We start from the raw sequence: 13,283 nt of genomic DNA on the forward strand, positions 1-13,283 counted from the left end.
GCGGGCAGCTCGCCAGGCGGCCCGCAACGCCGGGACCGCCGCGGCCGACGCCGCCAAGCAGGCTGCCGAGGCGGCGCGCGAGAACGCCCTGGCCCGCCGCGAGGCTCCCCGCCCCGCCAAGCGCCCCGGCCTCCTGAGCCGCCTGCTCGGCGCCCTGGGAAGGCGGAAGTAGCGAATGCTCAGGCGCGGCGTCGGACCCAAGGCCCCGACGCCGCGTCGCGCACGACATCCCCTGACGCAGGAAGGGGGCGGAGCTGCAAGATGCGGCTCCGCCCCCTTCCTGCTAAGCGCCTCCATGCGAAGAGATCGCCTAATGCTCAGGCTTCTTGCCTTTCACCCCGATCCTGCCGCCAGGCGCCTCGAGCCTGCGCGTTGCAAGCTTGTAGACCCGCTCGTCGTCACGCTGCCCGATCGCTATGATCTCCACGACCTCAACGGTATTCTCGTCGACAATCCTGAACACCATGCGAAGGCCGGCATTGCGCCACTTGAGCTTCTTGCAGCCCGACAGCTCACGCTCGAGAGGGGTGCCGATTTCGTCAGCCCGCGTCTCCAGCTTCTTGAGCGCTACGTTGACCAGCTTCTTCGTCGAGCCGTCGAGCTTGCGGTACTCCTTGGCGGCGGCCTCGTTGTAGAAGACCACCTGGAATCTGCCGCTCATTCGAACAGGTCCTCGTCGGAAACGGAGTCAGCGTCGCAGGCCAGGTACGCGGCGTAGCCGTCTTCGCCCATGGCGTCTTCTAAGCTGACGCGCTCGCGGCCCGCGTCGACGTCACCCTCGGCGATGCGCGCGGCAGCGACGGCGAGCAGCTCGCGTTCGCGGTAACCCGCAAGCTCGCAGTACATGGCCTCGAACTCTTCATAAGACATGATGACGGAGTCGACCGCATTGCGATCCGTTATGAACTGAGGCTCCTTCTTCGCGCGCTTGCGCACCTCGGAGAATCTCTTCGCCGCCTCGGTGGCAGAAGTGAGCTGATCGACGTTGAACCTCGGCTTCTCGAGAACAGCAGGCGTCATGTTGATCCTCCTTGTAATGCACTGTAGATTGCATACTATCTTCCGTATTTTAATATGCAATTTCAAGGAGATCAAGAAGACGGTCTGCCTATGCGAGCGTCGCCCCGACACCGCATAGCTTGCTTGCCGCGCATCTGCACCATCGATGCCCCAGAGCACAGGTGCCTCCAGTGTCATGAGCAAGATGCGCAAAAAGGGCCGGGATCGCAGATGCAATCCCGGCCCTCACGCCTTACGCGCCTTGCAGGCGCTCCGAACTCGCACGTCGAGCTGGCGTCGTGGCTAACCCTCCACGCCGGCGACCACGGCGGCGATCGCCTTCGCGTGCTCGTCGGCGGCTGCCTCGTCGAGCGCCTCCACCATCACGCGCACCACCGGCTCGGTGCCGGAGGGGCGCAGCAGCACGCGGCCGTCGTCGCCGAGCGCGGCCTCCGCCGCCGCCACGGCCTCGGCCACCTGCGCGCTCTCGCCCACCGCGTGCTTGTCCTTCACGCGCACGTTGATGAGCACCTGCGGGAACCTCGTCATGACCTTGATGGTCTCCTCGACCGGCACCCCCGAGCGCTTGACCGCGGCCAGAAACTGCACGGCCGTCATGAGGCCGTCGCCCGTGGAGTTGTGCTCGAGCAGGATCATGTGCCCCGACTGCTCGCCGCCGATGGCGTAGCCGTGCTCGCGCATCTCCTCGAGCACGTAGCGGTCGCCCACCTTGGTCTGCACCACGTCGATGCCGGCGTCGCGCATGGCGTGCACGAACCCGAGGTTGCACATCACCGTCGACACGGCCGTGTTGCCGGCGAGCACGCCGCGCTTCTTCATGTCGAGCGCGCACACGGCCTCCACGATGTCGCCGTCGATCTCGTCGCCCGCCGGCGTCATGAGCATCACGCGGTCGGCGTCGCCGTCGTGCGCGATGCCCACGTCGGCGCCGCTCTCGGCCATGAGCTCGCGCAGGGGCTCGAGGTGGGTGCTCCCGCACTTCACGTTGATGTCGGTGCCGTCGTAGTCGTCGTTGATCACCACCACGTCGGCGCCGAGGCGCTTCAGGGCCGCGGGGCTCGTGAGCGAGGAGGCGCCGTGCCCCGTGTCGAGCGCGATGGTCATGCCGGCGAAGCTGATGCCCTGGCGCTCGATGGAGCGCACCGCGTGCTCCACGTAGATCTCGCAGGCGTCCTCGACCTCGACGGCAACGCCCAGGTCAGGGCCGGAGGGCATCGCGGCCTCCTCGTCGCCCGCCGCGCGCGCGGCCGCCACGCGGCCCTCGAGGCCGCCCGCCGTGATGAACGCCTCGATCTCGTCCTCCACCGCGTCGGGCAGCTTGAAGCCCTCGGCGTCGAAGAGCTTGATGCCGTTGTACTCCGGTGGGTTGTGCGAGGCCGAGATGACCACGCCGCCCGCGGCGTTGAGCTCGCGCACGAGCAGCGCCACGCCCGGCGTGGGGATCACGCCGGCGAGCAGCGCCGTGCCGCCCGCGCTCGTGATGCCGGCCACGAGCGCCGCCTCGAGCATGTCGCCCGACAGGCGCGTGTCCTTGCCCACCACGATGGTCTTGCCGAGAAACTCGGCGGACGCCTGCCCCAGGCGGTAGGCGATCTCGTTCGTCAGCTCGACGTTCGCCACGCCGCGAACGCCGTCAGTTCCAAAAAGACGGGCCATTACTTTCCCCTTCTCACAAATTCGTCGTGCAAGCGGACCGCGCCCTGAGGGCGCTCCGCGTCGGTCATGCGGTTGTTGAGCTCGGCGGCGAACTCGTCGATCGAGACGTCGAAGCGCTCCATGACCACCATCAGGTGGTATACCACGTCAGCCGCCTCGTAGCGCAGGTGGTCGACCGCTGCGCCGCGGTCGGCGCCCTGAGCGGCGTCGGCGTCCTTCGCCGCCAGGCCCACCTCGACGGCCTCCTCGGCCACCTTCTTCAGCGGCCGGTCCAGCTCCCCGCACAGAAGCTGGTGCGTGTAGCTCTCCGCGCCCGCGCTGCGGCGCGCCGCGATGGTGGCCGCGAGCGCCTCGAGCGTCGCGCCGATCTGCGAGGCAGGCGCCGCCTCGCCCTCAGGTACATAGGTCTTGTCCGCCATAGTCATTCCTTCGTCAAACGCTTCGGCAGGGAGACGCCCCCACAGGGAGGCGGGGCGGTGCTCACCAAGCGAGTTCCGCACGAGCCGAACAGCCGAGGGCTGTTCGCGCGAGCAGGACTGTCCGAGCGACTGAGCTCTGCCCCGCCTCCCGCACCGGCAGATCCCCCCGCCAAAGCAAGGGGGCGCGCAAGCTCGCGCGCCCCCTTCTGCTAGCAGCTAGTCGTCCAGCCTGTTGGACGCCTCTTCGTCCTCCTTGCTGGTGAGGCCGAAGCCCAGGCCGCCCACGGACCCCAGGAGAGCGTCGAGCTCCTCGAGGTTGCGCTGGTAGGAGCGCGGGGGCAGCGCCTCGCCGAGCATCTCCTCGCCGTCGGTGTTGAACGTCGGGGGCTCGTCGCCGCCGATGAGGATGGTGTCGTCGGGCGAGAACACCATGTCGAGCAGCTGCGACATGTCGTCGCTCGTCGCCGCCAGGTCGTCCTCGATCACGTGCATGAGGCCGCGTTCCTCCAAGCCCTCCTTGAGCTCTTCGATGGCCTTCACGCCGATGCCCTCGATGCGCAGCAGGTCCTCCTCGGTGTGCCCGAGCAGGTCGGCCACCGTCTCGATGCCCGCCTCGGAGAACTTGTTGGCCCAGCGCTGCGAGACGCCCAGGTCGTCGTAGATGTAGAGGCGCGCGTCCTCGTCGGAGAGGTTGTGCCCGCGATGGCCCATCGACAGCGCGCTGTAGTAGCCGCCGAAGCTCGAGCCGGCGTTGAAGTACCCGTCGGCGTCAAGCGACCAGTCCTGCGGCTGCGGCAGCAGGTCCTCGATCTCGCGCAGCGCGTCGGGGGCGTAGTCGGGCAGCACGTCGCCCGCAACCGGGCTCACCGGGCGGCCCTTGTAGGTCAGGCGCACGTCGCGGTAGCGAGAGAGGCCCGTGCCGGCCGGGATCGGCTTGCCGATGATGACGTTCTCCTTCAGGCCGGCCAGATGGTCGGTCTTGCCCTCGATGGCGGCGTCGGTGAGCACCTTGGTGGTCTCCTGGAACGACGCGGCGGACAGCCACGAGTCGGTCGCCAGGGACGCCTTGGTGATGCCCAGGAGCAGCGGCTGGCCCACCGGCGGCTCCTTGCCCTCGGCGATGAGCTCGTTGGCCGCCTTCTCGAACTCGAAGCGGTTGACCTGACGCCCCGGGAGGAAGTCGGAGTCGCCCGCGTCGAGCACGGCCACCTTGCGCAGCATCTGGCGCGCGATGACCTCGATGTGCTTGTCGTTGATGTCCACGCCCTGGGACACGTACACGCCCTGGACCTGGCTCACGATGTAGCGCAGCGTGGTGTTCGGGTCGGTCAGGCGCAGCAGGTCGTGCGGGTTCACGGAGCCCTTGGTGAGCTGCTGGCCCACCTTGACCTCGCAGCCGTCGGTCACGCCCGGCAGCATCTGGGCGCGCGCCGACACCACGTACTCGCGGAAGTTGCCCTCCTGGTCGTGGATGGTGAGCGTCTTGGACGTCTTGTCGCCCGCGATCTGCAGCGTGCCGGCGATCTCCGCGAGCACGGCGAGGCCCTTCGGCTTGCGCGCCTCGAACAGCTCCTGGACGCGCGGCAGGCCGTGCGTGATGTCCTCGCCGGCGACGCCGCCGGTGTGGAACGTGCGCATCGTGAGCTGGGTGCCCGGCTCGCCGATGGACTGGGCGGCGATGATGCCGACCGCCGTGCCGATGTTGACCGGGCGCGCCGTGGCGAGGTCCCAGCCGTAGCACTTCTGGCAGACGCCGTGCTCGGCATGGCAGGTCATGATGGTGCGGATGACCACCTCTTCCACGCCCGCGGCCTGCATTTTCTTGAGGTCGGCCATCGAGGTGACGTAGGTGTCGGCGGCGAAGAGCACCTCTCCGCCCGCGGTCTCCACGTCCTCGAGCAGGCAGCGCCCGATGAGGTTCTCGTCGAGGTCGCCCTTCTCGTTGAGGATCGGGTAGGGCACGCCCTCGGGGGTGCCGCAGTCGATCTCGCGGATGATGACGTCCTGAGCCACGTCCACCAGACGGCGGGTCAGGTACCCCGAGTCAGCGGTGCGCAGGGCGGTGTCGGCCAGGCCCTTGCGGGCGCCGTGCGTGGAGATGAAGTACTCCAGCACCGACAGGCCCTCGCGGAAGTTCGCCTTGATCGGGCGGTCGATGATCTCGCCCTTCGGGTCGGACATCAGGCCGCGCATGCCGGCGAGCTGGCGGATCTGCTTGATGTTGCCGCGGGCGCCGGAGAACGCCATCATGTAGATGGGGTTGAACTTGTCGAAGTTGTCGGCCATGGCCTCGCCGACCTCCTCGTTGGCGGCGTTCCAGATGTCGACGATCTGCTTGTGGCGCTCGTCTTCGCTCATCAGGCCGAACTCGTAGTCCTCGTCGATGGCGGCGACCTTCTCGTCGGCGGCGGCCAGGATCTCGGCCTTGTTCGGCGGCACGGTCGCGTCGTACACCGAGACGGTGACGCCCGCGCGCGTGGCGTAGTGGAAGCCGGCGTCCTTCAGGCCGTCGAGGATCGGCGGCACCTCGGACAGCTCGTAGGTGTTGGTGACGTCCTCGACCAGGCGGCTGATCTCCTTCTTGTTCATCTCGTAGTTCAGGAAGGGATAGTCCATGGGCAGCACGTTGTTGAAGATGATGCGGCCCACCGTGGTCTGGATGCGGTCGCCCGCCTTGTGCTCCTCGAACACGCCGAAGGCCGTGGCCACCTTGCAGTCCACGCGCAGGCGCACCCAGATCTTGGCCTGCAGGTCGAGGTCGGCGCGGGCGTCGTAGGCGTTCATGGCGTCGTCGATGTCGATGAACGCGCGGCCCTCGCCCGGGAAGCCGTCGCGCGCCGCGGTCAGGTAGTACAGGCCGATGATCATGTCCTGGGTGGGCACGGTCAGCGGGCGGCCGTGGGCCGGCGACTTGATGTTGTTGGAGGACAGCATGAGCACGCGGGCCTCGGCCTGGGCCTCGGCGCCGAGCGGCACGTGCACGGCCATCTGGTCGCCGTCGAAGTCGGCGTTGAAGGCGGTGCACACGAGCGGGTGCAGCTTGATGGCCTTGCCCTCGACGAGCACCGGCTCGAAGGCCTGGATGCCGAGGCGGTGCAGGGTGGGCGCGCGGTTCAGCAGCACCGGGTGCTCGCGGATGACCTCTTCGAGCACGTCCCACACGTAGCTGGCGCCGCGGTCAACCGCGCGCTTGGCAGCCTTGATGTTGGCGGCGTACTCGAGCTCCACCAGGCGCTTCATGACGAAGGGCTTGAACAGCTCCAGGGCCATCTGGCTCGGCAGGCCGCACTGGTGCAGCTTGAGCTGCGGGCCGACGACGATGACCGAGCGGCCGGAGTAGTCGACGCGCTTGCCGAGCAGGTTCTGGCGGAAGCGGCCCTGCTTGCCCTTGAGCATGTCGGAGATGGACTTCAGCGGACGGTTGCCCGGGCCCGTGACGGGGCGGCCGCGGCGGCCGTTGTCGAACAGCGAGTCGACGGCCTCCTGCAGCATGCGCTTCTCGTTGTTCACGATGATCTCGGGCGCGCCGAGGTCGAGCAGGCGCTTCAGGCGGTTGTTGCGGTTGATCACGCGACGGTACAGGTCGTTCAGGTCGGACGTGGCGAAGCGGCCGCCGTCGAGCTGGACCATCGGGCGCAGATCCGGCGGGATGACCGGGATCACGTCGAGGATCATGTCGGAGGGCTTGTTGTCGGACTTGAGGAACGCGTCGACCACCTTGAGGCGCTTGATGGCCTTGGCGCGCTTCTGGCCCTTGCCCGTGGCGATGACCTCGCGCAGGTCCTCGGCCGTGGCCTCCAGGTCGATGGCCTCGAGCAGGTCGCGCACGGACTCGGCGCCCATGCCGCCCGTGAAGTAGTCGCGGTAGTTCGCGCGCATCTCGCGGTAGAGCGCCTCGTCGGGGACGAGCTGCTTGGACTCGATCTTCATGAAGGCGTCGAAGGCGTCCTGGCGCAGCGCCTTGCGCTCGTTGAACTCCTCGTAGATGTCGGCGATCTCCTCCTCGACCTCCTCGGGCGTGAGGCGCTCGTCCTCGTCGACGTCGTCGACGAAGTCGTCGTCCTCGGGCACGTAGTCGGTCGAGAGCTTGCGGGTGGCCTCGATGATGCGGTCGCGCTCGGCGTCGAGCTCCTCGAGGTCGGCGGCCAGCTCGTCGCGCAGGTCCTCGGCGTCCTCCTCGCGCGCCTCCTTGTCGACGCTCGTGATGATGGAGCTGGCGAAGTACAGGACCTTCTCAAGCTCCTTCGGCGGGATGTCGAGCAGGTAGCCCAGACGCGAGGGCGAGCCCTTGAAGTACCAGATGTGGCTCACGGGAGCTGCCAGCTCGATGTGGCCCATGCGCTCGCGGCGCACCTTGGAGCGGGTCACCTCGACGCCGCAGCGCTCGCACACGATGCCCTTGAAGCGCACGCGCTTGTACTTGCCGCAGGCGCACTCCCAGTCCTTGGTGGGACCGAAGATCTTCTCGCAGTACAGGCCGTCCTTCTCGGGCTTCAGGGTGCGGTAGTTGATCGTCTCGGGCTTCTTCACCTCGCCGCGCGACCAGCTGCGCACGTCCTCTGCGCTGGCAAGGGAGATGCGCAGGGCATCGAAATTGTTCACGTCGAATTCCGTGGTCATCTTTAAGCCTCCTCTCCCTCACCGATGAGGTCGTTGCCGGTTGCCTGGGAGACCTCGCTCATGAGCTCTCCCAGCTCCGCCGCGATGTCGTCGATGGCGCTGGTGGTCTCCTCTTGTTCGGTCTTGCGGGCGTCGGCGGCGATTGCCTCGAACAGCGCCTGGTCAAGATCGTCCTGCCCGGTCTCGTCCTCGCTCAGGACCTGGTTGTTGCGCCCCTCGAGCTCGATGTTGAGGCACAGCGACTTCATCTCCTTCACGAGCACCTTGAACGACTCGGGCACCTCGGGCGCCGGGATGTTCTCGCCCTTGACGATGGCCTCGTAGCTCTTCACGCGGCCGGCCGTGTCGTCGGACTTGACCGTGAGGATCTCCTGCAGCACGTTGGAGGCGCCGTAGGCGTAGAGCGCCCACACCTCCATCTCGCCGAAGCGCTGGCCGCCGAACTGGGCCTTGCCGCCGAGCGGCTGCTGGGTGATGAGGCTGTAGGGACCGGTCGAGCGAGCGTGGATCTTGTCGTCGACCATGTGGCCGAGCTTCAGGATGTAGGTCTGGCCGACCGTGATGGGCTCGCGGAACTGCTCGCCCGTGCGGCCGTCGTACAGCCACGTCTTGCCGGTGCGGGAGAGCTGGGGGACCAGCTCGTCGCGGGCCATGTCGCCGTACTTCTTGTGGTTCATGTTGATGAGGTTGCGGTTCGCCTTCTCGATGGCGTCCGAGATCTCGTCCTCGGTGGCGCCGTCGAACACCGGCGTGGCCACGTACATCGGGCCCTCGACCACCTCGTCGGTCTCCTCCTCGTCAGACCAGCCCCACTTCGCGGCCCAGCCCAGGTGGTTCTCGAGCAGCTGGCCGACGTTCATGCGTGAGGGAACGCCCAGGGGGTTCAGGATGACGTCGATGGGGGTGCCGTCGGCGAGGTAGGGCATGTCCTCCACGGGCAGCACGCGCGAGATGACGCCCTTGTTGCCGTGGCGGCCGGACAGCTTGTCGCCCTGCTGCACCTTGCGCTTCTGGGCCACGTAGATGCGCACGAGCTCGTTCACGCCCGGCGCCAGCTCGTCGCCGTTGTCGCGGGAGAAGCGGTAGATGCCGATGACGCGGCCGCCGCTTCCGTGCGGCACCTTGAGCGAGGTGTCGCGCACCTCGCGGGCCTTCTCGCCGAAGATGGCGCGCAGCAGGCGCTCCTCGGCGGTGAGCTCGGTCTCGCCCTTCGGGGTGACCTTGCCCACGAGCACGTCGCCCGGGAACACCTCGGCGCCCACGCGGATGATGCCGTCGGCGTCCAGGTCGGAGATCATGTCGTCGGAGATGTTGGGGATCTCGCGGGTGATCTCCTCGGGGCCGAGCTTGGTGTCGCGCGCGTCGACCTCGTACTCGGAGATGTGGATGGACGTGAGCAGGTCCTCGGCCACCACGCGCTCGGACACGATGATGGCGTCCTCGTAGTTGTAGCCCTCCCACGGCATGTAGGCGATCATGAGGTTCTGGCCGAGCGCCAGCTCGCCGCCGTCGCAGCTCGGGCCGTCGGCGAGCACGTCGCCCGCGGCCACCTCGTCGCCCTTGCGGACGAGCGGGCGGTGGTTGATGCAGCCGGACTGGTTGGAGCGCTGGAACTTCGGGATCAGGTACTCGTCGTACTCGCCCTCGTCGTTCAGGATGATGATGGTCTGGCCGTCGACGTAGTCGACCACGCCGGGGCGCTGCGCCACGAGGATCTCGCCGGAGTCCACCGCGATGCGGTGCTCGATGCCGGTGCCCACGAGCGGCGCCGTGGGGCGCAGCAGCGGCACGGCCTGGCGCTGCATGTTCGAGCCCATGAGGGCGCGGTTCGCGTCGTCGTGCTCGAGGAACGGGATGAGCGAGGTGGCCACGGAGGTCATCTGGCGCGGGGACACGTCCATGTAGTTCACGAGCTCGGGCGCCACCTCGTCGGGCTCGCCGAACTCGCCGGCGGCGTTCTTGGTGCGGCAGAGCACGCGGGCGGCCTTGACCCAGTTGCCGTCCTTGTCGAAGGAGCCGTACTCGCGCGTCTCGGGGTCGAACAGGTCGTTCGCCTGGGCGATGACGTAGTTCTCCTCCTCGTCGGCGGTCAGGTAGTCGACGATGTCGGTCACCTTGCCGTCGACCACGCGGCGGTACGGGGTCTCGATGAAGCCGTAGGGGTTGATGCGGCCGTAGGTCGCCAGCGAGCCGATCAGGCCGATGTTGGGGCCTTCAGGCGTCTCGATGGGGCACATGCGGCCGTAGTGGGAGGTGTGGACGTCGCGGACCTCGAAGCCGGCGCGCTCGCGCGACAGGCCGCCCGGGCCGAGCGCCGACAAGCGGCGCTTGTGCGTGATGCCGGCGGCGGGGTTGGTCTGGTCCATGAACTGCGACAGCTGGGAGCTGCCGAAGAACTCCTTGATGGCCGCCACGATGGGGCGGATGTTCACGAGGCTCTGCGGCGTGATCTCGTCAGGCTCCTGCATGCTCATGCGCTCGCGCACGACGCGCTCCATGCGGGACAAGCCGATGCGGAACTGGTTCTGGATCAGCTCGCCGACCGTGCGGATGCGGCGGTTGCCGAAGTGGTCGATGTCGTCGGTCGCGAAGCCCTCCTCGCCCTCGTGCAGCGCGATGATGTAGCGCATGGTGCGCACGATGTCCTCGTCGGTGAGCGTGGAGGAGACGTTCTCGTCGGGGTCGTAGCCGAGCTTCTTGTTCATCTTGTAGCGGCCGACCTTCGCCAGGTCGTAGCGCTGCGGGTTGAAGAACAGGCCCTCGAGCAGCGTGCGGGCGCTGTCGATGGTGGGCGGCTCGCCGGGGCGGAAGCGCTTGTAGAGCTCGATGAGGCTCTCTTCCTTGGTGGTGGCGGGGTCGCGGTCGAGCGTGCGCAGCACCATCTCGGAGTTGCCCAGAAGCTCGATGATCTCCTCGTTCGTCTCGGCCAGGCCGAGCGCGCGCACGAGCAGGGTCGCCGGCTGCTTGCGCTTGCGGTCGATGCGCACGGAGAGCAGGTCACGCTTGTCGGTCTCGAACTCGAGCCACGCGCCGCGGCTCGGGATGACCTTCGCGTTGTAGATGGTCTTGTCAGACGTCTTGTCGCGCTCGGCGGCGAAGTAGACGCCCGGGGAGCGCACGAGCTGGGACACGACGACGCGCTCGGTGCCGTTGATGATGAACGTGCCGCGCGGGGTCATGAGCGGGAAGTCGCCCATGAACACGTCCTGCTCCTTGATCTCGCCCGTCTCGCGGTTGATGAAGCGGATCTCCACGAAGAGCGGAGCCTGGTAGGAGACGTCCTTCTCCTTGCACTCATCGACCGTGTACTTGGGGTCGCCGAACTCATGCCTTCCGAACTCGACGCACATGTCCTTCGTGTTGTTCTCGATGGGACAGACGTCGGCGAAGGCTTGGGTCAGGCCCTCTTCTTTGAACCACTCGAAGCTATCCGTCTGGATGCCGATCAGATTCGGGACGTCCATGACGTCGGGAATCTTGGCGAAGCTTCTGCGATTCCTATAAAGGCTGGTGGAAGCGGTATTTTCTCCTTGAGCCACGAGGCTTTTCCTCCTTCACGCGCATCGCAAATCTGCAAAAAGTTGCAATTTGCTAAAATACAACGCCCCTGAGGCGCAGTCAAGAAAAATTTTAACGAGCTGTGGAAATTTGCTGGAGTTTGAGGCCGGAAAACCCCGCGCGATCAGGCAAGACGGGCGTCGTTCGCCCTCCCGGGGCGTGCTGACGGCATGCGCTTCCCCGAAGCAGACCGTCGCCACATGCCCCGGGAGGGCTGCTGTCATGAGCCTCGCTAGGGAGGCTGCTGCCACATGCCCCCGGGGAAGGCTGCTGCCATGCGCTTCCCCGAAGCAGGCTGCTGGCATCCGTCTCCCAAAGAAGATCTTCTCCATCAATCTCCCTGGGGATGCCATCCCCCCTTCGCCCTCCACCAGGGCAAGCTGCTCCCATTTGCCCTCCCTGAGGCGAGCTGCCTCCGCCTGCTCTCTCTAGGCAAGCTGCCTCCATTCGCCCTCCCCAGGGTGAATCGCCGATAACGGCTGTTTTCCATCCACCCGTTGGCGATTCTGGATGAAAAGAGGCCGTTATCGGCGATTTCCCGGAGAAAACGGCTGCAAAACCCGCGTTGTCGGCGATTTCAGAGGTTCAAACCACCGACAACGAGCGTTTTCCATCCACCTTCCCCAAACAAGTGGATGGAAAAACGCCGTTGTCGGTTCCGCAGCTTTCGGTCTCACGGTCCTCGGTTCCACGGCCTTTAGCTCCACAGCGGCCTTCGGCCCCATGGCCTCCACGGCCTTCGAGTTTTCGGTTCCACGGCCTCCGTGCTTTCGGGCTTTCGGCCCCACGGCCCCCGGGCTTTCGGGCCTTCGGCCCCACGGCCTTCGGTTCCACGGCGCTCATCAGCAGGCTGGCAGCGCAAGCAGCTATGCCCGCACGGAGAACAGGGCGCTTTGACACTGCCTGAAGTCGGCAGCTTGCGGACGAAGACGAACCCCCAGACGGCGAGCTATCGCCCGTGCGATCCGGTCCATCTCAACCAGGTTGTCAAGCTGGAGCCTCGTCACCGTGATGACCTTGTACCCAGCCGCCTCCAGCGCGCGGCGCTTCGCGGCGTCATGGGCAATCCCTGACGAGGTGAGGTGAAGGTCGGAATCATACTCAACGACCAGCTTCTTCTCCGGCCAGCACACATCGGCTACGTAATAGCCCTGGCTTGTCTGCGACCGAGCCCGAGCCCCCATGTCAATGCGAAGGTTCAGCCGCGCTCCGCCAATGCCGTAGCCTCCCCATTTTCCCGGAAGCGTTATGCGCATCGCCAGATCGGTCTCGCGAGGCGATGCGGAGCCGTCGCGAACCTGGGCAAGCACCCGTCGCGCCGACGGCAGCCCGCGCAAACCAGGGCTCCTGCTCAGATAGTCGCCGATGGCAGCCGTCGTGGTGAGCGGCGCACGTCCCGAGAGGCCCGACTCCTCGCCTGCGTCAACCGCATAAGCTCCACACAGCTCGTAGCCCCAGCTCACTGCGTTGAGGAAAGGCTCGCTCGCCGACAGCTGCACGAAGCAGAGCTCCGGGCATGCGACGTATAGGCCGTTCGCCACGCGGATGAACGAGCCCGCACCGTACCGAAACGCAGAAACATGCGTCTCGACGCCTTCGGCCTTCCTCGTATCGCATTTCGAAGGGACGAGAAGCTGGTAGGGCTTCTCCACGTAAGGCACGGCCTGCTCAAGGTACTTCAAGGAGGAAGCCGTCGGGGAGCAGCCGGCAAGAGCCTGGTAGTCGAAGGCGTTGGAGGGCAAGCCTCGCGTCTGAGCGCGCGACCACCATTGAGCTGCCGATATGCCAGCGAGGAAAAGCTTCATGCGGAAACAGTACCACGAGACCGTTTCGCACGTCTTGCAAGAAGGCTCCATCGAAGCATGACGCGAAGCCGTCGAAGAGCGCGTCCCAACCTGGCGGATATCTGGCGAATCTTCTCAGCAATCCAGCGGGAACATGGCGGGGAGTGGCGCCGCAGCCTCACTCTTCAGAGCAATCTTTGCAGCATGCCGTTGTCCTAGGACAATT

7 protein-coding genes are annotated in these 13,283 nt (G+C 66.5%); all 7 read right to left on the reverse strand.

Annotated elements, in window-relative coordinates:
* Positions 1 to 310: 310 nt before the first annotated feature.
* Positions 311 to 661: a type II toxin-antitoxin system RelE/ParE family toxin gene (locus tag HRL41_RS01940; RefSeq protein ID WP_172135287.1), complete on the reverse strand. Its 351-nt coding sequence runs from the start codon at positions 659 to 661 to the stop codon at positions 311 to 313.
* Positions 658 to 1,020 carry a type II toxin-antitoxin system Phd/YefM family antitoxin gene (locus HRL41_RS01945; protein ID WP_165170821.1) on the reverse strand — a complete coding sequence of 121 codons (363 nt, stop codon included), beginning with the start codon at positions 1,018 to 1,020 and terminating at the stop codon, positions 658 to 660. Before HRL41_RS01945 ends, HRL41_RS01940 begins: the two co-directional genes overlap by 4 nt.
* A gap of 282 nt (positions 1,021 to 1,302) precedes the next feature.
* Positions 1,303 to 2,676, reverse strand: a complete 1,374-nt coding sequence (gene glmM / locus HRL41_RS01950) for a phosphoglucosamine mutase (RefSeq protein ID WP_172135288.1) — start codon at positions 2,674 to 2,676, stop codon at positions 1,303 to 1,305.
* The gene (gene hisE / locus HRL41_RS01955) at positions 2,676 to 3,095 is read right to left on the reverse strand and encodes a phosphoribosyl-ATP diphosphatase (protein WP_172135289.1); all 420 of its coding nucleotides are present in this window, start codon (positions 3,093 to 3,095) and stop codon (positions 2,676 to 2,678) included. The genes glmM and hisE overlap by 1 nt, the downstream gene beginning before the upstream one ends.
* 216 nt (positions 3,096 to 3,311) lie before the next feature.
* The gene (locus HRL41_RS01960; protein ID WP_172135290.1) at positions 3,312 to 7,715 is read right to left on the reverse strand and encodes a DNA-directed RNA polymerase subunit beta'; all 4,404 of its coding nucleotides are present in this window, start codon (positions 7,713 to 7,715) and stop codon (positions 3,312 to 3,314) included.
* A gap of 2 nt (positions 7,716 to 7,717) precedes the next feature.
* On the reverse strand, positions 7,718 to 11,254 hold the full coding sequence (locus HRL41_RS01965) for a DNA-directed RNA polymerase subunit beta (protein ID WP_172135291.1): 3,537 nt from the start codon (positions 11,252 to 11,254) through the stop codon (positions 7,718 to 7,720).
* An 885-nt stretch (positions 11,255 to 12,139) separates the two neighbouring features.
* Entirely contained in the window at positions 12,140 to 12,955 is an 816-nt protein-coding gene (locus tag HRL41_RS01970; RefSeq protein WP_172135292.1) for an endonuclease domain-containing protein, read from the reverse strand.
* Between the last annotated feature and the right edge of the window lie 328 nt (positions 12,956 to 13,283).

Origin of the sequence: Adlercreutzia sp. ZJ473, from assembly GCF_013185065.1 — a bacterium.
Taxonomy (GTDB): domain Bacteria; phylum Actinomycetota; class Coriobacteriia; order Coriobacteriales; family Eggerthellaceae; genus CAAEEV01.